Origin of the sequence: Pedobacter anseongensis, from assembly GCF_037482965.1 — a bacterium.
Classification (GTDB): Bacteria; Bacteroidota; Bacteroidia; order Sphingobacteriales; family Sphingobacteriaceae; genus Pedobacter; species Pedobacter anseongensis.
Map to the genome: position 1 here is coordinate 1174944 of NZ_JBBHKB010000001.1, position 24439 is coordinate 1199382.

The 24439-nt window shown below is 38.2% G+C and carries 18 protein-coding genes; 4 read left to right on the forward strand and 14 right to left on the reverse strand.

Annotation, left to right across the window (positions count from 1 at the left end; translation table 11 throughout):
* Positions 1-3: 3 nt before the first annotated feature.
* The 5 genes from WG904_RS05195 to WG904_RS05215 all read right to left on the reverse strand — a co-directional run bounded on the left by WG904_RS05195 (position 4) and on the right by WG904_RS05215 (position 8259).
* Positions 4-1155, reverse strand: coding sequence for a glycoside hydrolase family 26 protein (locus tag WG904_RS05195; protein WP_339578231.1), 1152 nt, complete (start codon positions 1153-1155; stop codon positions 4-6).
* Between the two features lie 2 nt (positions 1156-1157).
* Positions 1158-2255 carry an alkaline phosphatase family protein gene (locus WG904_RS05200; RefSeq protein WP_339578232.1) on the reverse strand — a complete coding sequence of 366 codons (1098 nt, stop codon included), beginning with the start codon at positions 2253-2255 and terminating at the stop codon, positions 1158-1160.
* Between the two features lie 117 nt (positions 2256-2372).
* Positions 2373-3416, reverse strand: a complete 1044-nt coding sequence (locus WG904_RS05205) for an IPT/TIG domain-containing protein (protein ID WP_339578233.1) — start codon at positions 3414-3416, stop codon at positions 2373-2375.
* Between the two features lie 30 nt (positions 3417-3446).
* Entirely contained in the window at positions 3447-5066 is a 1620-nt protein-coding gene (locus WG904_RS05210) for a RagB/SusD family nutrient uptake outer membrane protein (RefSeq protein WP_339578234.1), read from the reverse strand.
* A 19-nt stretch (positions 5067-5085) separates the two neighbouring features.
* Positions 5086-8259 (reverse strand): SusC/RagA family TonB-linked outer membrane protein, encoded by a 3174-nt coding sequence (locus tag WG904_RS05215; RefSeq protein WP_339578235.1) that lies wholly within the window; start codon positions 8257-8259, stop codon positions 5086-5088.
* A gap of 228 nt (positions 8260-8487) precedes the next feature.
* Between WG904_RS05215 and WG904_RS05220 the strand changes: the two genes are divergently transcribed.
* The 4 genes from WG904_RS05220 (at position 8488) to WG904_RS05235 (ending at position 12392) form a co-directional block, all read left to right on the forward strand.
* Complete coding sequence (locus WG904_RS05220; RefSeq protein ID WP_339578236.1) at positions 8488-9363, forward strand: helix-turn-helix domain-containing protein; 876 nt, start codon at positions 8488-8490, stop codon at positions 9361-9363.
* Between the two features lie 92 nt (positions 9364-9455).
* Complete coding sequence (locus WG904_RS05225) at positions 9456-10529, forward strand: SGNH/GDSL hydrolase family protein (protein WP_339578237.1); 1074 nt, start codon at positions 9456-9458, stop codon at positions 10527-10529.
* 1 nt (position 10530) lies between these two features.
* Positions 10531-11736 (forward strand): glycoside hydrolase family 172 protein, encoded by a 1206-nt coding sequence (locus WG904_RS05230; protein WP_339578238.1) that lies wholly within the window; start codon positions 10531-10533, stop codon positions 11734-11736.
* Positions 11737-11744: 8 nt separating this feature from the next.
* Positions 11745-12392, forward strand: a complete 648-nt coding sequence (locus WG904_RS05235) for a GDSL-type esterase/lipase family protein (RefSeq protein ID WP_339578239.1) — start codon at positions 11745-11747, stop codon at positions 12390-12392.
* Between the two features lie 55 nt (positions 12393-12447).
* On the opposite strand, the gene WG904_RS05240 is transcribed toward WG904_RS05235, so the two are convergent.
* The 9 genes from WG904_RS05240 to WG904_RS05280 all read right to left on the reverse strand — a co-directional run bounded on the left by WG904_RS05240 (position 12448) and on the right by WG904_RS05280 (position 24410).
* Positions 12448-13191: a LytR/AlgR family response regulator transcription factor gene (locus WG904_RS05240; protein WP_339578240.1), complete on the reverse strand. Its 744-nt coding sequence runs from the start codon at positions 13189-13191 to the stop codon at positions 12448-12450.
* 5 nt (positions 13192-13196) lie between these two features.
* Positions 13197-14261, reverse strand: a complete 1065-nt coding sequence (locus WG904_RS05245; RefSeq protein ID WP_339578241.1) for a sensor histidine kinase — start codon at positions 14259-14261, stop codon at positions 13197-13199.
* Positions 14262-14447: 186 nt separating this feature from the next.
* Complete coding sequence (locus WG904_RS05250) at positions 14448-15137, reverse strand: GDSL-type esterase/lipase family protein (RefSeq protein ID WP_339578242.1); 690 nt, start codon at positions 15135-15137, stop codon at positions 14448-14450.
* 10 nt (positions 15138-15147) lie between these two features.
* Positions 15148-16503: a phosphoglycerate transporter protein PgtP gene (gene pgtP, locus WG904_RS05255; RefSeq protein WP_339578243.1), complete on the reverse strand. Its 1356-nt coding sequence runs from the start codon at positions 16501-16503 to the stop codon at positions 15148-15150.
* A 37-nt stretch (positions 16504-16540) separates the two neighbouring features.
* A complete protein-coding gene (locus WG904_RS05260; RefSeq protein ID WP_339578244.1) occupies positions 16541-18691 on the reverse strand; it encodes an alpha-galactosidase in 2151 nt (716 codons plus the stop codon).
* 9 nt (positions 18692-18700) lie between these two features.
* On the reverse strand, positions 18701-19594 hold the full coding sequence (locus WG904_RS05265) for a glycerophosphodiester phosphodiesterase family protein (protein WP_339578245.1): 894 nt from the start codon (positions 19592-19594) through the stop codon (positions 18701-18703).
* A gap of 27 nt (positions 19595-19621) precedes the next feature.
* Positions 19622-21025, reverse strand: a complete 1404-nt coding sequence (locus tag WG904_RS05270) for a calcineurin-like phosphoesterase C-terminal domain-containing protein (protein ID WP_339578246.1) — start codon at positions 21023-21025, stop codon at positions 19622-19624.
* A 175-nt stretch (positions 21026-21200) separates the two neighbouring features.
* Positions 21201-22739, reverse strand: a complete 1539-nt coding sequence (locus WG904_RS05275) for a DUF5689 domain-containing protein (protein WP_339578247.1) — start codon at positions 22737-22739, stop codon at positions 21201-21203.
* A 99-nt stretch (positions 22740-22838) separates the two neighbouring features.
* Positions 22839-24410: a SusD/RagB family nutrient-binding outer membrane lipoprotein gene (locus WG904_RS05280; RefSeq protein WP_339578248.1), complete on the reverse strand. Its 1572-nt coding sequence runs from the start codon at positions 24408-24410 to the stop codon at positions 22839-22841.
* Positions 24411-24439: the final 29 nt, after the last annotated feature.

Below are 24439 nucleotides of genomic sequence, written 5' to 3' on the forward strand. Positions count from 1 at the left end.
TCGCTATTGGTAAATATTTTTCTTCTTGGTTGTTTTTTCGAAAAGAATGGATGGAATTTGGTAAAACTTTTTAAAATCTGCTGCCGAGCCTTGCCCTTTATACGGTGCATAATAATGCATTTTTTTCATGGATGGCATATAGCCAGCATTACGCCAAACCAGCACGTAACTAATGGGAATACCTTTTATTATTGGCGCTAGGGTTTTAGTCCACCATTTCGCATCAGGTATCGCTTCGTAACCCGTTTCGGCAAAGGCGGCAAGCTTGTTTTTTTCATTTGCCAAACGTGCCACTGTAATTAATTCTTTTCGTGTAGAACGGATAAATTCTTCACTATTGTTGGTGAATTGGTACTTATCGAAACTGAGCACATCGGCTAGATCATCGCCTGGATACTTCTCTAAAAATTCGGTTTCATTGGCAAAACTATTGGTATTGTAAACGATAATGAGGTTGTGTAAACCTTTTTCATTTCTGAGGTAGTTGATGGTGAATTTCCAAATCGCCTTAAATTCGTCGGCCGTTGCCTTGTTTTTCCCCCACCAAAACCAATCGCCATTTAACTCATGAAAAGGCCGGAAAAGTACAGGGATTGCCTCACCATGTGCACCCTTTAAAGTGCTGATAAAACTTGCTGCACGATCGAGCCAGCTTTTAAATATTTCGTGTTTCGTACCGCCTGGCAAAATAGTATGTACCGTTCGTCGGGTTGTATCCCAGGTAGAACCACCAGTTAAGGGGTTATCGAAATGCCAGCTTAAGGTAATTACAGCTCCGCGATGATAACCTGCTTTAATATATTCCCTCATGTTGGCGAAAGGTACGCCATCGATATTTTTAAGTGAATTTTTCTCTATTCCCCCTAAGTCCCAACCATAAACCGCCGGAAAATCGCCAACTACCATATTGATATCGCTCATCAGATGAGCACTCGTTTTTAACCTGCTCATCGGATGAGCGCGATGGTCCCATTTCACGCCATAGGCCAGGTCGTCTTGGTGCCCAAAAAGTGTATATCTCTTGCTCAATAGGTGAAGGTTTTTATACAAAGCTTGTGTTTCTTTAGTTGCCTGCGGATCTATTAATTGCTGTGCCCTAGCCGTTAAAATGCTTAAAAAAAGAATGGAGATATAAAAAATACGGGTGGCTTTCATGTTTATTTCTTTACGGGCAATACGGCATTAATTGGTTTTCCTGTTTCGTGTCCATTTTCGAATTTCTCGCCCAAAAACGATGCGATGGTTTGTGCAACCTGATTTTGATAAAGAGTTTGCTTTTGTTTTATCTCGCCCAAGGCTTTGGTATCTGGCCCCATTACGGCAAAAAATATTTCGTTGCTATGTTCTACCGTATAGTAATGATGTTGCCAATTATCACCATAACCTCTGCCATGATCTTCGGTAATAATAAAGGTAGTTTGATCTTTGTAAAATGGATCGCTCTGCATATAACGCCATAAATCGGCAATCATTTTATCGTTATAATTAGCCGCATCCAGGTAAAAATCGTACCGCCCATCGTGTGCCAAGGCATCGGTTTCGATAAAGCTGAGTTGCAATACACGTGGGTGATTTAACTTTACGTATTCTTTGGCAAAAGCGTACGTAATGCCATCGTGCCGTTCGCCCATACCATAATCTTTGGGCAGCCACCACATTAAATCGTTCAGCGCTTTTTGCACATCGCTTAGTTTTTCTCCCTTTACGTTGTTGTATCCCGAATTTATGGAAAAGCCCGAACGCTCGGCATTTAAGATTTTATAAAAAGCATCCCAACTGGTAAACGTTGCTACTTTATCTTTAAATGCCGGTTTTTTATTTAAAAACTCTAATACGTTAATATTATGGTTTGCAGGATGTGCGTTCGAATTAATCAGTGAATCGGGATAGCCTGTAAAAATTTCATTATACCCCGGAAAAGAGAACCAGAATTTATTCTTCACTTCGACATGATTCCCGAAGTTTCGATTGCCATAAATTTGGCCATTCTTAGCTACAGTATTCCACATAAAAGGCATCAGTTTTTCGCGACGTTCGTTTACATTGCTACCCCAATATTTTTTTACACGCCAAGTTGAGTCTTGTTTAGTAAATTTTTTACCAAAAAGATTCAACGAATCTGCACCTTCAAAAAGTTCTTTCCAACGATAACCATCAAAGGTGATGATGACTAGGTTTTTTGTTTTTGGTTCTTGTGCTGGAGCCACGTTTGCCGATAGTAGGAGGCAAAATAGAGTTAAAGTCTTTAAACGCATCTTAGCTTATTTATCAAGGGCAATTTATTCTAGGTTAATCGGTTAACTAATCGGTATACAACCTCGTAGGTTACTAGCTAGTTTGGCTATTAAACCTACGAGGTTTTTCAAAAGCCTTTAGTAAAACCCAATGTCATCTATATAAATTTGACCCGCAAAACCGCTAAACTCTTGGAAAGTAATATAATCAATAACTGTTGGGCTTCCCAAATTAACCAACGGCACAATATAGTCTGTCCACACCCCTTCGGTTAGCACTAATTGGTACGTAGATTTTGTTGGCGTTAGCGAGATCCTTACTTTTTTGCCTGCTGTTCCTGGCCCTCCATAAATAGATATTTTTAACATGGTAGATTCACCTACGGTAAATGTAGGGATACTTCTCACTCTAAATGCCCCGAAGCCTACCGAGTATTTATGTCCGATAGCAGTGGTACCTCTTCTTACGATTACATTTTGATTCATATCCCAAGTAGAACTATATGAAGTATTGCTCCATGCAGTTCCTGATGTTGCAACGGTTCCTAATGCGTCGTCAAAGATCACCACCTTTAATCCGAATGGATCAGCAGATTTTGCTGTTCCCACGGGAGTAGTTGCATAAATATAGCCAGAGGTTACGCCAGCAGGAATTTTAACTTTAATTTCGGTTTGCGTACTCGATACAATTGTAGCTACTGTGTTATCGAATCGTACTTCGGTTACGCCTTTGAAGTAATCGCCATTAATGGTAATTTCATCATTCGGCGCACCCGCAGCTGGATTAAAGCCAGTAATTAGCGGTAAAGGTTGAAGAATTTTAAAGTTGTAGGTTACCGTACCATATTTAGTGGTTACGGTAATTGGATTGTTGATTGGATCTTTCAGTGTAGAAGGGATTTTTACGGTTATTTCGTCATCGGTAGCATAGCGCAACGAGTCGGCGGCTAAGGTTCCGTTAAAATCTACCTTGGTGGTAGTGGCAAGATTTTCTCCTTTAATGATAATCCAAGCGCCATAATCTACCTGAGAAAGCGGCGTACCCCTATCGGTTAAATTAATTACACTGGTAATGGTTGGAGCAGCTTGATTCTCTGTGCTTGTTTTTTTACAAGAAGCGATGATAAGCAAAGTTAGGCTCATCATTAGCAGTACCATTTTTGAAATTCTATTTGTGTTCATATCGAATATGATTTAATTTTCTAGTTTAGCTTACCAACCTGGATTGTTTCCTTTGATGGCGGTATTAGCGTTGAGTTCGTTTAGCGGGAGTGGGAGCAAAAGATTCTTTATGGACCGTATTTTAGAAATACTATTCTGTCCGGATGTAATTTTGTTCATTACGGGAAGATAGATTCCCCAACGAAGGAGGTCGAAACGTCTGATGCCTTCTAGCGCAAATTCGCGCGCACGTTCGGCCAATACAAAACTTCTAAATTGTTCTTGGCTCATGCCTGTTGGTGCATCACTTGCACTTACCCTAGCACGGATGGTGTTTAATGCGGTATAGGCATTTACATTTGGACCATTAATTTCATTTTCGGCTTCGGCCACCATTAAAATAACTTCCGAATAACGTAACAGCGGATAAAATGCATCACTCAATGCCACATTTGGATCGGCTACATCGCTATATTTAATGATATACGCTCGTTCTGCAGTGGTCGTATTTGTGTTATTATAATTCACACCATTTACCGTTTTATACAATGCAGCTTGTGCAAATGGATAAAATATATTTGTTCCTTGTAGCGTAGTATAATTATGTGTTACGCCGTCTAATACTCTTTTATCAGCATCCTCATAATCGTTGTAGTGATTATTCGTCATCCAAACTGCCCCAACACCAAAGGTAGAGCGAGCCGAGAAGTACACCCCTAAATTGTTCATAAATGCGGTACCGGCTAAAGATTGCAATTCCCACATCTGCTCCTTATTGTTACGTCCGGCTTTGCTCCATAACGTTTTCCAATCAGGTGTTAAGGCATAAAGGTTGCTATTTATAACTTCTAGCGCTTTATCTCTTGCTAAAGTATAGTAAGCTTTCGAATCTAAACCTTCTAAACCTGCAACTACAGCTTTTGCATAGGTATATACTCCATTGTCCATTCCGCCACGCACTTGGAGGTTTGCATTCGCCAATGCGCCAGAAGCCATTGTTAGGTACGTTTTGGCAAGGAAGGCCTTAGCAACCCCTTGGTTCACTCGTCCTACCTCTCCGCTTCGTGCATCACCTACCGGGAACAACATCGTTTCTGCGGCTTTTAGGTCGGCTATTACTTGCTCATAACTTTCTTTCACTGTGGCTCTTGGTACATTGGCTTCGGGATTATCAGCCGAAAGAGAAGCGGTACGAATGGGCACGCCTCCATACAATTGCACCAATTGGAAATACGACCATCCTCTTAAAAAATACGCTTCGCCAATAATCCGTTGCTTGGTGTCGGCATTCATATTTTCAATTTTAGCTACATTCTCGATTACTGTACTTGCCCTGGCAATAATGGCATAACAGCCTACCCATGGTCTATCCCAACCGAAATATGCTTGTGGATTTCCTGCTCCTGTAGTGCCTAAAAACCAGTCGGCTCCAGATACATGATCATCATCTAGAATGGTAATATTCCAAAAGGGTTGTAAGTATAAATCGTAAGTATATAATTCGCTATATACCCCGTTTATGGCAGCCTTTGCGTCACTTTCGTTTTTATAAAAGTTTTCGGGCGAATAAAATGAGTAAGGTGTTTCTTCTAATGCTTTTTTACAAGAGCTGAGGCCTAACAAGCTACAACCTGTAACAACTGCTATAAAATATTTTGAAATCGTGTTCATGATATAATTTCTAGTAAGGTTAAAAATTGGCGCGTAAAGAAAGATTAAAAGTTCTCGAGTTTGGATAGCCCCCTAAATCGACCCCAAACAAGGCGGGGTTATCGCCATAGCTATTTATCTCAGGGTCATATCCCGAGTAGTTGGTAAATGTAAATAGGTTATTTACCCCTAGCGAAACTTTTAACGCCGAAATAGTTTTAGATTTTAGCGGAACATTATACCCTAAGGTTATATTTTTAATCCGCACAAAACTACCATCCTCAATAAATCTCCTGCTAAATAACAGATTTCTGAAGAATTGACGCATAATTTTAGGGCCCGTAGCATTGCTATTATCATTACCCTCGGCCCAAGCGCCATCGGCCATTTCTTGCGTTATGTTTTTATTGGTTCCCAAGTTTCCATTAAATCGGGTGTTCATGTTAATGATGTCGTTACCTTGTACGCCATTAATAAATATACTTAAATCTAAGCGTTTATATTTAAAGTTATTGGTAAAACCAAAAGTATAATCGGGGTTTACATCCCCTATAAAAGTACGATCGGTTTGAGAAATATTGGTTGGATCAGCATCGAAGTTCTTGTATTTGATCTCGCCAATGGCTCTTAAAATAATTGGCGTACCTAAATTTGTATAGGCAGGGTCATTTCTAACTTCAGCTTCGTTATCGTAATATCCATCCTCTACATAACCATATAAAGCACCAATTGGCTTCCCTATGGTCTGTATAAACGGTGCATCGCCCGTAGAGATATTACGTCCATATTGCTCCGTTACATCGGGGCTTAAGCTTAAAATTTTATTGCGGTTAAAGGCAATGTTCGCATTCGCGTTCCATTCAAAATCTTTGCCCTTTATAATTGTTGCTCCTAAAGTTGCTTCCAATCCTTTGTTTTCTACCGAACCCGAGTTAACCAATTTGGTTTGGAAGCCGGTAGACGATGGAATGATAAGGTTTTGAAGCAAATCGTCGGTTATTTTTTTGTACGCCTCTATAGTAAAAGTTAATCGATTATTAAACATGCCTAAATCGAGGCCTAAGTTATAGGCACTGGTCGTTTCCCATCTTAATTTCTCGTTGGCCGGACCCGCATATAAATCGTTGGCGATACCCGTTTGTACGGCCCCTCCAAAGGGATAATTATATACGCTCAACTTGGCCAAAGATGCATACGAACCAATACCCTGGTTACCGGTTTCACCATAACTAAAGCGCAACTTTAAATCGCTAATTTGTTTTACATTTTTCAAGAAGTTTTCGTTTGATATTTTCCATGCCACAGCGGCTGATGGGAAACCTGCCCATTTGTTATCCTTACCAAACTTGCTCGAGCCATCTTGACGGAAGGAAACGGTTAACAGGTAACGATCATCGAAACTGTAATTTGCTCTCCCTAAAAAGGAAATTAAGGTAGATTGGTAGCGTGAAGAAATAATTGGAAGAACAACTTCGCCAGCGGCTAAATTTTCGTTCTCGAGGGCATCGTTTGCAAAAGTTTTTGCTTCTGCTCTTTTGCTCTGTCCGTTGGTACGCTCGAACGTTGCCCCACCCATTAGGTTGATGCTGTGTTTTTCTGCCTTTTTAGTATAGGTTAAGATACTTTCGGCAACTCCACTATTCCACACGTTATCAGACTTTAATCCCCATCCCTTCACCGCAAAGCCCTCGTAAACACTTCGTGGATAATATTGATCTCTGGTGCTGGTTGCCGAGCTAAATCCGATATTTTGTCTGAATTTAAAATCTTTCAAAAAAGTAGCTTCTAGGTAACTAGAAGAAAAAATATTTAATCCTTTTACTCGGTTTAATACATCATTTACGTACACATAAGGATTAGTAATGAAAGCATCTCCAACTCCATCGTACACGATACGCTCTGTTAAAGTAGACGGGAACGTAATGGCCGATCGAATTACCCCTGCACTTGCAGCATCCGACTTGTCGGTTCCAGTTTTCACCCCATTCGTAATCGAGTTCGCAAATGATGTGCTTGTGCCTACCTTAAACGTTTTGCTAATGTTCCGATTTAAGTTTAAACCTAATCCAAATCGGCTATAGTCTGAATTTGAAATGGTCCCATCCTGATCTAAATAGCTAAAAGTTAGACTATGGCTACCTACATCGCTTCCTCCAGCTACGTTTACACTATAATTTTGATATGCGCCGTTTCTAAAGATCTGATCTTGCCAACTATTTTTATCTCCAATAAAATCTTCTGGCCCTCTCGAATAATAGGTTTTTCCTGGGTTTAATGGGTCTGGCACTTGTGCTCCTGGATAAGGCATATTATAAGCAGTTCCCGTGTATTTATTAGAATTTGCGTAGGCTAAATTTTGGTAGGCTGCGTATTCAGAAGGATTTAGTACATCCATTCGTCTAGAAACTTCAGCAATTCCGTAGTTAAAATTTGCTTCCACTCTATCTTTTCCATTCTTTCCTTTTCTGGTGGTGATTAATACTACACCATTCGCTCCACGAGAACCGTAGATGGCGGTAGCCGAAGCGTCTTTTAAAATATCAATGGTTTCGATATCGTTCGGGTTTAGGAACGACATTGCATTTAAAGTTTGCTTTTCATCATCCCCTATAGAAATAGGCGTGGAGCCTGAACTAGAATTATTAAAAGGCACACCATCAATTACATAAAGTGGCTCTGTTCCGCCTAAAAACGAGTTTGAGCCACGTACACGAATACTTAGTCCCGCACCTGGGGCACCGTCATTTTGCGTTACATTTACACCTGCTATTTTGCCTTGCAGTGCTTGCAATACATTAGTAGGCTGGTCTTTTAACAAGTCGTCTCGGCCTATTCTCGCTACCGAACCTGTTAAATCCGACTTACGTATGGTTCCATAACCTACGATTACGACGTCAGATAGTGTGGTGTTGCTTGCATTTAAAGTAATGTTAAACACGATTTTATTGCCAATGGAAACTTCTTGGCTTTCCATTCCTAAAAATCTGAAAACAATGGTCGTGCTATTGGCCGGCACACTTATAGAGAAATTTCCATTACCGTCGGTAACTGTGCTGATCTTGGTGTCTTTTATGGTAATAGAAACACCTGCAAGTGCCATTCCAGCTTCATCCGAAACTTTTCCTGCTATCCGCTTGTCTTGGGCAAAGGTATTGGCAAAAGAAAACAGACATACAATTAGCACAAATAACTTAGTAGAGAGTTTATTAAGCATAAGCATATAATATTTGGTTTAATCAAAAGTAGCGTTCACTTCTATGCACTAAATAATACTATTTTATCCATTTATAATATTTTTATCGCTTTAACATTTGATAACTCTCCATTAACGTCTATTTAACTTCGTTTAAAGTATTTTAATTAGCAAATTAGCTTGTCATCCTCTATATTTGAGGATTGATATTATTTTATCCTATTAATTGATATTATTTATTCATTTATTGTGCAATCAAATATAATAAAAGAAATTACTCCGCTCACTAATAGCGATTGTTTTACCATTTTCGAGCGAAAAAAGCGAGATTTCGATTTCCCAATGCATTATCATGAGGAAATGGAATTAAATTTTATCTCGAACGCAAGTGGTGCGCGGAGGGTTGTTGGCGATCACATCGAAGAAATTGGCGATATCGAATTGGTACTTGTTGGTTCTAACCTACCCCATGTTTGGGAAACACATAAATTAAGTGGCAAGGAAATTCATGAAGTAACCATACAATTTCATAAGGATTTGTTCGACGAGAAATTTTTGCGCCGCAATCAACTTCGAGTAATTCGAGAATTGTTCGAAAAATCGAAATGCGGGATTTTATTTTCGAGCGAAACGGCGGCCAATATCGGTCCGAGATTAATAAAATTAAACAAAAAACATGGCTTCGACTCGGTTTTAGAACTGATGTCGATTTTGCACGACTTATCGACTTCGCGGAATATGCGAACCCTTTCCGACTCGACATTTAGCAATGCCGAGTTTTCGTATAATAGTAGGCGGGTAGAAAAAGTGATGGAATACATTAATGTGAATTTCGATAAGCAAGTAAGTTTGGCCGAAGTTTCGAGAATTGCAAGTATGACCGAGGTCTCGTTTAGTCGATTTTTTAAGAGCAGAACGGGTATTAGTTTTATTGATAGTTTAATTGAAATACGCCTTGGTCATGCTTCCAGAAAACTAATTGACACCACCGAATCGGTTGCCGAGGTTGCCTACAATTGCGGATTTAACAACATCTCTAATTTTAACAGAATATTTAAAAAGAAGAAAGGATGCACTCCGAAGGAGTTTAGGGAAAATCTTTCGGGGAATAGGGTTTTTGTTTAAAGCGATTTCGGTAACCGCAAAAAACGCGAAGAGCACAAAGTATTGGGTGCGATAGGAATTCTAGGCATCCAAATAGAAGGTTAAGAAAAACAATGAAAAAATTTTACGCTATTTTATTTTTACTTTTTGCGGTAAACACAAGTTTTGCCCTAAAAAACAACGTCGCCTTTTACCCTGCCAACGATTCGAAAATCCAATACATTGGCCGTGTAGACTTCTCTAATCCACTAAAGCCAAAAATGTGGGCATCTGGGGCATATCTAATCTTTAAAATTAGTGGCTCATCATGCGAACTACTAATTAACGATGAGGTAATTTATGGAACTGTACATAACTATCTTCAAATAAAAGTGGATAACCAACCCGCCTACCGCATTCAGCTAAAAAATAAAGAAAATAAAATTACCCTTGCCAACGGCTTGGCAAAAGGTGAACATACGATTATCATTTGCAAAAACACCGAATTCGAGAATGGCTATGTAGAAATAGTAGGGATCAGTTGCGAAAAATTAGTGCCGCCTCCGGGCAAACAAAAGCGAAAAATGGAGTTCATTGGCGATTCGATTACCTGTGGCTTTGGAAGTGATGAAAGTGAAATAAATTGCGGCACTAAGGGCTCTCAATGGTATGATCAGCACAATGCCTATCTGGCATATGGTCCCACTACCGCCCGAAGTTTGAATGCACAGTATCATTTATCTGCAGTTTCAGGCATCGGTCTAATTCATAGTTGTTGCGATAAGAAAATTCTTATGCCTCAAGTATTTGATAAAATAAACATGGCAAAAAATGAACTAAAATGGGATTTTACTAAATACCAACCCGACGTAGTTACGGTATGTTTAGGGCAGAATGATGGGGTACAGGACTCGACCCAATTTTGTTCGGCTTATGTTAAATTTGCAAAAACATTACGTGGCTATTATCCAAAAGCTAAACTGATTTTTTTGACTAGTCCGATGGCCGATAAAACGTTAAAAACAGCCTTAGTAAAATACATTTCTGCAGTAAAGGCAACGCTAATAGCGCAGGGTGAAAAAAATATAGGTTCATATTTCTTTACGAAACAATCGACCAAAGGCTGTGGTAGTCATCCCTCATTAGCCGAGCAAAAAGAAATTGCAGGCGAATTAACGGCCTACCTTAAAAGAGAAATGAATTGGTAGTATGAAAAGACTCTATTTTTTAATTCTTGTTTTGGCTATAACCAGTACCCTATGTAAAGCGCAAGAACTTTTCAGGATGCGCAATAATGTAAACTCGAGATTAATTAGTTTCGAGAACATGAGTGGTGAAAAAGGAAATGGCGGAAAAGAAAATGATGGTGCGAAAGGCCACGCAACCGAGACAATTTTACCTGGCGTTACACGAACCATCGTCGACTATAAAGGCACAGGCATTATCCAACGGATGTGGTATACCCTTAGCGACAGGTCGCCCGAAGTATTGCGATCCATTCGTTTAAAGATTTTTTGGGATGGTTCCGAAAAGCCTGCAGTAGATGTTCCTTTTGGTGATTTTTTTGGAATTGGTTTAGGTCAAAAAAGACCCTTTGAGTCGGCGTTCTTTAGCGACCCAGAAGGGAAGTCATTCAATTGCTTTATTCCCATGCCTTTTCGTTCGAAGGTGAAAATTCTGTTCGTAAACGAGAGCAAATTGAATGTAAATTTATTTTATGATGTTGATGTTTTAGAAACGCCCCCACATAATGAGGATGTACTTTATTTTCATGCCTTTTGGAATAGAAAAATCACGAACGACCTGGGTAAAGACTTCGAAATTTTACCAACAATTAAAGGAAAAGGAAGATTTTTGGGGACCAACATTGGTGTAATCACCGATTCGCTTTATAATGGTACTTGGTGGGGAGAAGGCGAAGTTAAGATGTTTATCGATGAAGACACTAAATATCCTACTATAAATGGTACGGGAACCGAAGATTATGTGGGTGCAGCCTGGGGACTAGGCACATTTAATCACCAATATCAAGGTTGCTTAATTGCGGATAACAAAGAAGGTTATTTTGCGTTTTATCGATACCATGTGCCAGACGAAATCTATTTTAAAACAAGTATAAAAGTTACCTTGCAAGAGCTAGGTGGCACTAGTTTAGAAAGCGCAAGAGAACTGCACCAGAAAGGGGTTAACCTAAAACCTGTGATTGCAAATTCAAAAACAGGATATTTGAAGTTAAATGCGATGAAACACCCCCCATTAATTACCGACGAGCAATTTAGGCCAGGGGGTGTTTTGTTTTACAGGGTCGACGATTATTCGGCAACCAGTTATTTTTACTTAGATAAACCAACAAATGATTTACCTGCTTTACAACCTTTGGCAGAGCGGATTTACAATTTAAAACCAATAAAATAAATATCAAAATGAAAAAACTAGCCTTATTTGTCCTTTTTTTATGTGCCTTTGTATTCGCTAACGCACAAGAAGCTCCATTCTATAAAGAAATTCAAAATTTTAAGAAGAAAGATAGTATTCAATTTCCACCAAAAAATGCGGTGCTTTTTGTGGGTAGTTCTACTTTTACAAAATGGACCGATGTACAGGCGTATTTTCCTAACCATGTGATTATCAACCGTGGTTTTGGTGGCTCATCTTTACCCCATGTAATCGAATATGCAAAGGATATTATCTTCCCTTACCATGCAAAACAGGTGGTTATTTACTGTGGAGAGAATGACTTTACGGGCAATGCAACTGCAGATGTTGTAGTGGCTCGCGCTCAAAAATTGTTCGATTTAATTCGAGGTAATGATCCGAAAGTTTATATTGCTTTCGTTTCAATAAAACCAAGTCCTTCACGCGAAAAGTATATTCCACAGATGAAAGAAGCCAACGCAAAGATTGCAACCATCCTAAAAGGAATGGATCGTGCTAAATTTATCAATACTGCCGATGCTATGTATGCTAAAGATGGTTCGATCATGAAGGATATTTTCACCTCAGATATGCTGCACATGAATGCGAAAGGCTATGCCATTTGGCAGAAAATTATGGAACCGTATTTGAAATAAGATAAAACTACCATCACACTTTTGACAACCTTAAAGATTGTCAAAAGTGCGATGGTTAAATATCAAACTTCTCTCTCAGCGCCTCGCTATTCGACCTACTCGAGGTAACTCTCGTTTCTTCCACATTGTTTAGTACAAAAACCAATGCTCCATTAAATCCTTTTCGAATTTCTTTAATGTACTCGATATTGATAATTTCACTACGATGAATTCTGATAAACTCTTCTGGTAACTTTTCTTCGAGGGCAGATAATGTAAAATCGGTTAGGTGCTTTTTTCCATCAGCTGTATGCAAAAAGACATATTTGTCTTCTGCTTGAACATATACAATATCCGTTAATTTTATGAGTAAAATTTTATCTCCTAACTTAACAGTTAACGTTTTAATGGCTTTTTTTTGCTGCATTTGGCGAATAAGTTCTTCCATTTGCACAGGTGCAGCCACCAAATTAGTTTGCTTTAGTTTTTTAATTGTTTTAGCTAATCGCTCTACTTCTATCGGCTTAAGCAAGTAATCGATTGAGCCTTCTTCGAATGCTTTAATGGCATATTGATCATAAGCCGTGGTAAACACTATTTTAGGCTGATGGGTTAACTTTGGCAGCATTTCGAAACCATTTAAAATCGGCATCTCAATATCAAGAAAGATTAAGTCGGGCTTGTAGGTATTAATGCTTTCTAACCCTCGCTCTCCATCTTCTGCCTCAGCAATTACCTCTATTTCATCATACACTTTCAATAACCGTTTTAGGCGTTGGCGAGCGAGTTGTTCATCGTCTATAATTATAGTCTTCCACATGGTAATTAAGTTAAAGGGATAGAAATTTTAATGTGCTTTTTGGGGCTATTATTAATCTGCAGGTCGTAATTATCTTTATATAGCAATTGCAGCTTATCAAATGTACTTTGCATACCATAACCCGCTTCAAGTTCATTAGGGAAAGGGATGCCATTATCATAAATGAACAGGTCTAGCTGATCTTCATTTTTAGTTACCACTACTTGGATTTCTCCATGGTCGCGAACATCTTTCAAACCATGTTTTAAAGCATTCTCTACCATAGGTTGGAGCAAAAATCGCGGAACCTTTTCATGCTCTAGTTCTTTGGGTACTTCGATCATGAACTGAATTCGGTTACCAAATCGTACCTTCTCGATATCCAAATAGGTATTTAAAATTTCTATCTCTTCTTTTATAGCGCAAAAGTTCTCATTTTGAGCGTTAATGCTATATCTGAATAATTTAGATAGTTTTAAGGTCATCTCCTCTGCCTTATCGGGGTCTTCATGAATTAAGCTTACTATCGAGTTAAGGGAGTTATATAAAAAGTGTGGATTTATTTTCGATTGTAAAGCTTGTAGTTCGGTCTGCGTTTTTGATTGATTTAATTTAACAAGGTCCATTTCTTTTGACCTTAGTACGGCTTCCGCATTTACCCTTTGAAAATGATAGAGAAGAATAAGTGTACCTATAACAAGGGTGATGAAAATATTGAATTTATAATCGCCAATATGGCTCATCAAATTATACTCAACATGGAAAATGAGTGAGACGATCAAATATGAAAGCTCCATGCCTATAAACATTCCCGCTAAATTACAGGCATAATATACCAGCACAAACTTCCAAAAATTATGCCCCTTGGGTGTAAAGTAACACTGAACAAGTCCAATAATGTTTGCAATACTTAAAGTAATGAAAAAACTAAAAAGTATATTCAACAACACACTTTGAAGCCCAATTCCATTAGGTGAAAAGAGGGCTATCATTGAACTTATTATCAGCCCTACTATAATCCCAATAATAGCGTATTTGATATTGGTTCGCAACCAACCATGTTCTTTAAAGGATAATCTTTTCTCTATCATTTAGCTTATTCAAATTAATAAATTAATTTATAGCTACTAAAGTGCGACAGAAAAATGAATTCCCAAATAGAATTTAGATGAGTTGTAGAAATTTAAGAATGAATGGTATTTAGCTTACCACTTTGATAGTATAAAAGTTAGCCCTGCTTTGTTCAAATAAGTAACTTTATTTTCAAAATGGTTAGCCTATTTTAAATACCCTCCCCTTTCTAACAGCTCCCTCCAAACCTGATAACCTGCTGGAATGAGATGCAATCCATCTTTAGTAAGCTCGGCTCGTAAATGATTCTCTTTATCCAAAAATGCTGGGTACAAATCAATTACTTTCACCTTTTTTGCCGTGAATTTTCTAATTTGATCATTCAGATATAAAATATGATCATCTTTGCCATAATGGTTTTTGAATTTCTCAAAAGCTGCATTTACAGGCAGTAACGTATAAAAATAAATCTGTGTTTTCTTCGAACCTGCTCGTATGCGACTTATTATCTTTTTATAATTGCTTAAAATAACTTCGTCGGGTATATTTCTCGAAATATCGTTAATCCCAATTAAGATAAAAACCTTAGCTGGCTTACGATCAATTACCTCTTGCAAACGTTCTAATACGCCAAAGGTAATATCGCCAGAAATGCCTCTGTTTTTTGCTTGTGGTAAGTTTAATAATTTAGCCCAATTTGCTCCAGCTGTGATACTGTTCCCCAAAAATATATAATCGCCTTTTACGATGGGGTCTGATTTAAATTTCGCTACCTGTTCTGCGTATTTACCAGGGCGATAGGTGCTGTCCCATTTAACGGTTTGAGCCGTAACAGTGCTTCCTAAAACAGCTAGTATTCCGAAAAGGAAAAGTGACTTTCTAAATATATTCTTCATAAAATTAGTTTTAATGTGATAATGGAGTTAAGTTGGATAAGTTATCTTTTTCTCTATTCCATGTAAATGCAGTAAAGAAAATAGCAAATAAACAAGATAAAGCAATGGCAATAAAACTTGCATCCCAACCTTGTTTATCAACTAGGCTACCCAATGCTGCATTCGCTAATAAATCGCCAATAAAATAGCCAAATAAGCCAGTTAAACCTGCTGCTGTTCCCGCAGCTTTTTTAGGGACTAAATCGATCGCTTGAACACCAATCAACATCACAGGACCGTAAATAAAGAACCCTATCGCCCAAAGGGATGCATTTTGAATGAGATGATTGTCATTGGGCGATTTCCAATAAACAAGTACCGCTATCAATGTCATTGCCATGTAGATAATGGTTACGGGAGCCCTTCTTCCTTTAAAAACCCTGTCGCTAATCAATCCACAAAGTAAGGTTCCCGGAACTGCGGCTAATTCATAGCCTCCAGATGCCCAAGCCGCTTCGAGTTTGGTATATCCTTTTGCTTCCTGTAAAAATGTTGGGGCCCAATTAATGATCCCATTTCGAACCAGATACACAAAAGCATTTGCAACTGCAATGTACCAAAGAAGCCTATTATTTAATACATATTTTAAGAATATTTCTTTAGACGAAAATTCTTGTTCTTGGGTTTTTGAATCGTAGCTTTTGGGGTAATCGTTGTTATATTCTTCGATAGGAGGTAAACCAACTGCCTGGGGAGTATCTCTAACCAATAGCAAGGTGATAAAGGCAAATACAATAGCAACCAATCCTGGGAAATAAAGCATTCCATGAAAGTTGCCAATCAGCTCGAACCCAAGAACAGTAAGCGGACCAACTAAAAAACCACCTAAATTATGTGCTAAATTCCAGACCGACATTGCGGTTCCTCGCTCTCGAACAGAGAACCAATGCGCCATCACTCGTCCACAAGCCGGCCATCCCATACCTTGAAACCATCCGTTTATAAACAACAGTGCAAACATAACTGCTATAGATGAAGTGGCAAAGGGAACAAGGCCCATAAAAATCATCGTGAATGCAGACAATACTAAACCTATTGACAAGAAATATCGAGCATTGCTCCTATCTGATATATTACCCATCAGAAATTTACTAAACCCGTATGCTATAGAAAGTGCAGAGGCGGCCAAACCCAGCTCTCCTTTACTAAACCCTAACTTTTGTAGCTCTGGCACAGCGAATGAAAAGTTTTTACGAACCAAGTAATAAGCTGCATATCCTAAAAATATACCTATAAAGACTTTAAAGCGCTCCCAAGTATAAATGGATTTTGCTTTTTCGGGAGGTAATAATGGTTTGTGCTTGGCTGGTGGTGGGAAAAATCTCATATTTGGTTGGTTAGGTTAATTGTTATGTCCTTATCGGTTAGTTTAACGCATTAATTTCGAGTACTACGCTCGTAAGTGGGTCTGCGTTAACTTTATTGGTTTCGATACCAATTTTCATAAGGTATTCGCCAGTGTATATTTTATCATTTGCTGCTAAAACAGATTTAACATTTGGCATTAAATTTATTTCTCTAATCTTATATTTTTTTAAGGGGTCTAATCCCTGTAATTTTATCGGCATAAAAACCTCACGGTACCGTGAATTTAATAAATACGCAAACAAAACCGACTTCGTTTTTGCTTGGTTTACATACATCACCACCGCTCGGTTACCCTCGTAAGGCGAAGCTAAACGATACATATCGCCTAGCGCCACAACAGGGCTAAACACTTTGTAGTTTGCAACGGCTTGCTGACTAAATAAAACTTCATCTTTGCTAAGCTCGCTCACATTAATATCGTAACCCAATTTATCCATCATGGCTACATCCGTACGGAATTTGAGCGATTGCTTACCCCAACTGGTAATGTGTGCAGCAATGGTGTTAGCTGGGAAAAAATAAGAATATCCCCATTGAATGTATACACGCTCTAATCCATCTGTATTGTCGCTCGGCCAAAACTCGGTAAAGTATTTCATGGCACCATAATCTACACGACCGCCACCACCCGAGCAAAGCATAATAGGAATGGTTGGATATTTTGCCCTTATCCGGTCTAAAACGGCATAAAAGCCGTGAGTATAGGCAATGTATAAATGAGATTGATTAAATTTTAAATATGGAGCAAACCCATTCGTTACCGTACGGTTGGCATCCCATTTTATGTAGGCTAAATTTGGGTTCTGTGTAAATAAATCGTCCACTACTTTAAACACGAAATCCTGAACCTTTGGATTGGTTAAATCTAAAACGAGTTGATTTCGTTGATAATTTTCTGCCCTGTTCGGCAATTTTAATATCCAATCGGGATGTTTTTCGTACAGTTCGCTTTTCGGGCTCACCATCTCTGGTTCAATCCAGATCCCAAACTTAATGCCCTTTTCTGTAGCCGATTTCACCAAATAAGGTACCCCATCAGGTAATTTCTTCTTGTCTACGTTCCAATCGCCTAAACTACTTTTATCATTGTCTCTTGGGTATTTTTCGCCAAACCATCCATCGTCTAACAAGAACAGGTCAAGATCTAACTTCTTTGCATTGTCAAATAGGTCTACCAACTTATTTTGATCAAACTTAAATCCAGTAGCCTCCCAATTATTCAATAAAGTTAACCGTGGCTCTTCGCCTTCTAACACACCAAATTTACGCGCCCAAGCATGCAGATTACGGCTCGCCAAGCCTTTTCCAGTGTTGCTATAGGTAAAGATTAATGCTGGCGTAGTAAATGTTTCTCCAGGCTTTAAATGATATTCTGAGGCATAATCGTTTATACCTGCACCCACATGAAGTTGATTCTTATTGTCGATTTCGAAAGACAAGCGAAAATTGCCTGTCCATGCCAAAGTAGCCGCAATTAATTCGCCACTATCTTCGGTAGAAGGATTTGTACCCGGGCTTAAAATGAAATGAGGCGATTGGTATTTGTTGGCTCTCGTTCCTAATTTACTATCGATAATTTTTATCCCACTGGTTAAAGGTTGTTCTTGCATCCGCATCTCCTTTGCCCAATCGCCATTAAACTGAGTTAACCAATACTTATCCGCGTTAAAATGCAGCATAGCTGATGCATAATTGGTTAACAGAATTTCCTTTTGCTCAGCATTTTTTATGCTTGTCCACGCCTTAATTACATCTTGCTGTGGGAAGCTTAAAAAGTGTAATACCACTTCGGTTTGATACACTTCGTCTTTTAAAGAGATCTCGGTTTTAACTGAACCATCAGCATTATTTATCGCCGTATGTTTCTGATATTTCAGTTCTAGTGAAGGATTACCATCGGCATGTACCGTTCTAATTGCGGGTTCAAATTCGAAATCCATCCCCCCTGTTGGATAACTTTCGAAACGTTTATCCGAATAGCTTTCATCGGCCATCTTGCTACCCAAATAACTCTGATAGATTCGCTTATTGTTGCCTACTTTAAAAATTAATTCATTAGTATTGGTTGACACTTTAATTGTACCTGTGTTTTGACCAAAGGAATTAAAATAACCCAATAGAACCACTAAATAAAGTAATTTCTTCATGTTAAGATTTTAAAAAAGATTTGGATAATCGCTGATTATTCCATCAACATTAAGCGCTTTTAAACGGTTAATTTCTGTGGGAGTGTTAACTGTCCACGGAATAACCTTTACCCCATCTGCATGTGCTTTATTCACCAATTCTGCATCAACCAATTTATAATTTGGACTCAAAATGAAAGGCTTATAGCCTAAATCGGCAATGTAAGCTTCGTAAGTTTTTTTTCTTTCCAGCAAAAATGAGGTTTTCACTTTTGGGTATTTTTTATTGATGATTTGAATCGTTCTCTTGTCAAACGATTGAATCACCACATAGGGAGTAATTTTTTTCTTTTCAATTACATCCATCAACAATTTCACAAATACCTCTGGAGTAGGGTTAACTACATGATCACCTTCTAAATCGCACTTGGTTTCAATGTTATAAAAAAGTTGCTTTTTACCCTTTAACTTGATTTCTTTTTGAACGCTATCAATTAAATCGGACAACAAAGGAATGTAGGTTTTAACCTTTTTTTGTTGCTTAAATGCTGTGTTTACCTTGGTGCCAATATCGAATGTTTTAAGTAAGCTATAGTCCATTTGGTAAATGGCATATTTCTTTGCATCTGCAGTAGGAATTTCTTTTCCATCTGGGGTAAGCATAAAACCGGGACTTAAATAATCATCGTGGGTAACAACCACCTGATTATCTTTTGTAATGTGCGTATCCATTTCTAAGGTGGTAACATGATCCATTGTAATGGCATTTTGCATGGCAAGGATGGTGTTCTCTGGCATTAAGCCCCTGCCCCCACGATGTGCCTCGGCGCTAAAATCTGGAAATTTAACCTCCATTATATTTTGCTGTTTAACGGCTTTGCAACCTAATATTAAAGCTAGTGAAATTAGAATGTATCTTTTCATATTGATTATTATATTGTTGCATTTACACTATTTCTCCACTTCATATTTCTCTCCAAATCGATCCGTTACTACAACCTTTACGCTACTTACACTAGGGTCGCAATGCACCATAAATAAGTGGTCCGTTCTACTCGGCTCCGGAAATGTTCTTCCCAATGGCAATTTATCACCTTTATATAAACGAACAGCTTCTGGATCAAAACCTATTTGTTTTTCCATAATTACTGCCTTACCATCTAAAAAGCATTCTACTTTCCATTCAGGGTCGTAATTCCAAACATTGGCAATAATCCTTTTCTGATTGTTAAGGTTTTCGATATCGATACTAACTTGATGCTTTTTATCTAAGCCGGTAGATTTATAATACCATTTTAATTGGGTACCAATTACCTCATAAACCCCATAACCTCTGGGCGTTCCATCTTCGCAGATTGGGCCGGTCCACCATGCACCACAAACGGTGCCATGGTTGTGTTCGAAAATGCCATTTTGAATTACATTTTTATTATAATGCGTATGGCCAGACATGATATGTACATTGCTATAGCTCTCTAAGATTTTATAAAAATCTTCTTTGTTTTTAACCGAATTATGTACCGGAATGTGAAGGTTAATGATTACCAAATTATCTTTAGGCACATGAGACAGGTCTTTTTCCATCCAAGCCAATTGGTCTTCGGTTATATAGCCATCATACGTTCTTTCAACACCCAGGTATCTCACATCATCTAATACAATGTAGTGTGCTTTGCCACGGTTAAAAGAGTAGTACGTGGGGCCAAAATATTCTTTAAATGTTTTATCAGAGGTATCATCACCACCTTGTCTATAGTCCATATCGTGGTTACCTAAGGCCTGAAAAAAGGGAATTCCCATCTTAGCGACAGCCAAACTATAATCTTCGTACAGGGGTAAATTATCCCATACAAGATCTCCAACACATATGCCATGAACGAGGGCATTATTACCCATTTCTCGAACAAGTTGCTGTACATCAGGAACAGACGTTTCCATCATCTGAGCAACATCCTTTTTGTTTTTCACTTGTGGATCTGCCCAAATAATGAACCTGTGATTATCATCATTTTGAGTCAATGCTTTTAACTCAAAGTTTAACTTTGTTTTTGTAGTTAGGGCTTCGTAATGTTTTGCCAAATAACTATCGATCTTAAATTCGTATCCTGAAGGGGTGCTTAACCAAACAAATTTGGCTAACGGGTGTATAGCTATGGTATAATTCCCATAAGAATCAGTCTTTACAACATTAAAACCATCTGAAACAACAACGCCGCCAACACCTTTTCCTTTGCTGGATATACGTCCAGAAATTTTATTGTTGCTATCTATTAAGGAAAAAGAGTGCGCTTTTAAGCTAAAGAATAATGTAGTTGCTAATAATCCCGATTTTTGTATAAATGATCTTCTATTCATATGTAGATAATGTTTTCGCCATTTGTGATATAGAATACGCCATGTATTTTCATTTGTGTTTGTGTCTTTCGGCACATGGCTATTTCATATTAATTTTATTCGCAGTGAAACCGCAAAAAATTGAATTCTAATAATAAAAAAGGGCCAGTTATTTCTAGCTGGCCCTATGTTAACTTTAATTAACTAGGCTTGTTCCTCCCTCTTCAATTTCTATGAGTTGAGAGGTAGGAGTTAATTTAACAGAAGTTAATGTTCTTCCGGTAACCCATCTTCCTGAGGTAGCATCGTAAACACCACCCAGTTTAGAGAAACTGGTTGAAGCAGAAGGAAAACTTAAACGATTAGTATTCGTACCTGCACCATAGAAATTTTGCGGTAACCTCGTTAGCGGGTTAATGGTACTATAATAATCTGTGTTTGTAATTCTATAACCAACTTCGGGAGGGCCTGCGCTATAGAAAACACCACCCGCACCACCATAAAAAATCACATCTAAAGGAATCGTAGTTGGCGTAACATTTGTACCTGCAAATACTGCTATCCCCGCTACGTTACCACTGTTGGCTAAAAGATTTGAGGTTTTATTTCCAATACCATCTGCTCCATCCAAAGTAGAATAATCTGTACTTACAATCCAATTTGAAGAACTAATATCAGTAGATACTGTCGATGACGATCCATCTATATTTTTGTTGGTGCCACCTACATAGAAGTATTCTCCTTTAGTTACGGTGCCTGAAGTTAAGTTAAATTTATAGGTTCTACTTCCACCTGTATTCCATCCCAAGGTAGGCGTAGCACTAGCACCAGCATTATTGGTTGTATAAACCGCAAATGGTGTAGCTGCAAAATCTATATTTTTAGTTGCTAAAAATTGTATATATTCATTATTTCCATCTCCCCCATTCGGATCTACCATATAACCAGTAATAATTATAGGAGATAGTTTAGGCAATACCACAAAGAAAAAATCATCCGCATCACGTAGCCATAAATTAATTTTAGCCGAAACCCCACTACCTGTTACAAAAGGAATACCGGTAAAATTCCCTGTTGGCAGCACCTTTTCATTCGCAAAGGCAGCTGTTGGTTCAGTGTGAACATTAGCTTTACCAAAACCATCATCAATAACTCTATCACCAGCATAAGTTGCATTATCATCAGGTTCTGGGTCGTAAAGTGCACTACTTATAGTAACTAAAGTGTTCTCGTAAAAAGAAGGATTAGCTAAAATTTTACCTGTGTTTACAGCTTGAGTTCTAACCGTTTTGCCACTAGAAATTTTGGTAACCGATGCATTCGAAACCCCAACAATTTGTAAAATTCCATTAACCCTTTTTAACGTTGCACCGTCAACTTTAATATGAACAGAGTCTCCTGGAAGATATTTAGAAGCGTCTGATCCAATGTTAAAAGCCATACCTCGTAAAGAATCTATTCCATTTCCGGCCATTCGGCTATTTTGCATAATCAATAGCCCAGCTGGAGAATTTCCAGATCTAAAATCAGAAATAACTACTCCTTTTATAGAAGTGGCCCCGCCTAGTAGCGTTGAGTTTAGGGCTAAATCACTTTCCTTATAGAGCTTTTTTAAATCGAAATTAGAAATAAAATCGCTTGGTGTGCTTTTGACATAATCGTCGGCTCGCTTACATCCTGTCCAAATCCCAACTATTGAAGTTAGTAAAAGGATATATTTTAACGTTTTTTTCATGGAATTTAATTTGTTTTTAATGGTGATGAAGCGCTGGATGGTTTCATCTTTTTATATTTTAATTTCATCGTAATGCGCAATTAAAACTGCTTTTCTTACCTATGGTTTTTGCCACCAAACTAATGTATTAATATCATCAGGACCTTGAGAAGCAACTGCATTTTTATAACTTGTTGGGTTGGTAGACTGGCTTATGATTGGGTAGTTCAATCTGGCCGGCATTTTACCTCCATTTGCCAAACCTGTTGCTGGGTTTAAGAAAGGGTGCCCGGTTCTTCTAAATTCGATCCATTGTTGAAAGTCGACCAAAAACAATGCGTAATACTTTTGCAAATGAATTAACTCCATTTTACTTTGGGTACCTCTTACTGTTGTATTTAAAGGAAGCGTATTATCCCAATCTATATCTGCGGCAACAGCATAGGCTATAACTTGCGGATCAGAAGGGTTGATTAATAAATTAGGCATCCAATAATTTATAGATTCTGCTATTCCTTTATAATAATAGGTTTCGCCCGTTCCATTTATCCATCCTTTTGCGGCAGCTTCCGCCAAAATGAAATCGACTTCAGCAACATTCATTAAAATACCCGTATATGGATCTGTTTGTAATGTTGTTGGATTATTTGTTTGTGCATCTGAATAAAAATACGCTTGTTTGATGATGGTACTACCACTTGCATACCCACTCGGTACACCTGCAAAACCATTCATACCTGGTGCAATGCCCCACCTGTTCACATTATTTTTTCCTAAAGACTGATTAATTCTCGGATCTGCCCAGGTGGTCAGATTATTTATAAAAAATTCAGCAATAGCTGGAGTTCTAAAATCAACCGCACGAATACTAATCATAAATGGCGAAGAATACACTGCAGAACTACTGTTTGTTCCATTCCAAAGAATTTTCGCAGTGTGGCTATTGTTTTCCATGATGGGATACTTGGAAGGATTAGTATCGATCATCTCCTTGATTTTCGCAATTACGGTAGAACTAACCTCAGCCTTTCCTGAAATACGAAGCAGGAGTCTTAAGTACAAAGAATTTCCAAACCTTCTCCACTTGGAAACATCTCCTTGATACACGGGATCTCCAGTAGGTATAATGGCATCTCCAGCCGCTAATAAGGTATTCGCCTCTTCCAATTTTTTGAGTAGATCAAGATAAATATCCTTTTGTTTATCGTATGCTGGTTCAAGCACACCATCTTTACCTTGGTTGGCCTCGAAGTAAGGAACATCACCATACACATCGGTAAGGAGCTGATAAACCCAAGCCTCGGTAATAAGGGATATCCCTTGGTACGATTTATTTAAAGATTCTGGTTTACTTGCAATGGTATAGATATCCTTTAAATTCGTTAACTGCGGATACCAAGTATTCCAAGTGTAGTCGGCAACATTCCGTCTAATATCATATCTAAATACTCTTCCTTCCGAATCTCCCAGGTCAACCGTAACTTGCATGAGCTCATTGTTAAAGCTGCGGTTACGTACCATGTTTGCATATAGCACACTTGTTAAAGCCGGCGCCAATAATTGATTAGCTGTTGTAGCTGTTTTCCCAATAGGGTCTTTATTTACTTCATTAAAGTCCTTCTTACAAGAAAAGAATGAAATTCCAATAGCTAGCAATAGCGTATAAATGGTTATATTTTTAATCTTTTTCATCTGTATAAATTTATTTTCAATTGTGATGA

What these genes read in the sequence shown, in the direction of transcription:
- WG904_RS05230 (WP_339578238.1), top strand. Translation starts at nt 10,531, where the DNA reads ATGAAAAGACTCTATTTTTTAATTCTTGTTTTGGCTATAACCAGTACC.
- WG904_RS05235 (WP_339578239.1), top strand. Translation starts at nt 11,745, where the DNA reads ATGAAAAAACTAGCCTTATTTGTCCTTTTTTTATGTGCCTTTGTATTC.
- WG904_RS05195 (WP_339578231.1), bottom strand. Translation starts at nt 1,155, where the DNA reads ATGAAAGCCACCCGTATTTTTTATATCTCCATTCTTTTTTTAAGCATT.
- WG904_RS05210 (WP_339578234.1), bottom strand. Translation starts at nt 5,066, where the DNA reads ATGAACACGATTTCAAAATATTTTATAGCAGTTGTTACAGGTTGTAGC.
- WG904_RS05270 (WP_339578246.1), bottom strand. Translation starts at nt 21,025, where the DNA reads ATGAATAGAAGATCATTTATACAAAAATCGGGATTATTAGCAACTACA.
- WG904_RS05250 (WP_339578242.1), bottom strand. Translation starts at nt 15,137, where the DNA reads ATGAAGAATATATTTAGAAAGTCACTTTTCCTTTTCGGAATACTAGCT.
- WG904_RS05245 (WP_339578241.1), bottom strand. Translation starts at nt 14,261, where the DNA reads ATGATAGAGAAAAGATTATCCTTTAAAGAACATGGTTGGTTGCGAACC.
- WG904_RS05205 (WP_339578233.1), bottom strand. Translation starts at nt 3,416, where the DNA reads ATGAACACAAATAGAATTTCAAAAATGGTACTGCTAATGATGAGCCTA.
- pgtP (WP_339578243.1), bottom strand. Translation starts at nt 16,503, where the DNA reads ATGAGATTTTTCCCACCACCAGCCAAGCACAAACCATTATTACCTCCC.
- WG904_RS05275 (WP_339578247.1), bottom strand. Translation starts at nt 22,739, where the DNA reads ATGAAAAAAACGTTAAAATATATCCTTTTACTAACTTCAATAGTTGGG.
- WG904_RS05215 (WP_339578235.1), bottom strand. Translation starts at nt 8,259, where the DNA reads ATGCTTAATAAACTCTCTACTAAGTTATTTGTGCTAATTGTATGTCTG.
- WG904_RS05240 (WP_339578240.1), bottom strand. Translation starts at nt 13,191, where the DNA reads ATGTGGAAGACTATAATTATAGACGATGAACAACTCGCTCGCCAACGC.
- WG904_RS05200 (WP_339578232.1), bottom strand. Translation starts at nt 2,255, where the DNA reads ATGCGTTTAAAGACTTTAACTCTATTTTGCCTCCTACTATCGGCAAAC.
- WG904_RS05225 (WP_339578237.1), top strand. Translation starts at nt 9,456, where the DNA reads ATGAAAAAATTTTACGCTATTTTATTTTTACTTTTTGCGGTAAACACA.
- WG904_RS05280 (WP_339578248.1), bottom strand. Translation starts at nt 24,410, where the DNA reads ATGAAAAAGATTAAAAATATAACCATTTATACGCTATTGCTAGCTATT.
- WG904_RS05260 (WP_339578244.1), bottom strand. Translation starts at nt 18,691, where the DNA reads ATGAAGAAATTACTTTATTTAGTGGTTCTATTGGGTTATTTTAATTCC.
- WG904_RS05265 (WP_339578245.1), bottom strand. Translation starts at nt 19,594, where the DNA reads ATGAAAAGATACATTCTAATTTCACTAGCTTTAATATTAGGTTGCAAA.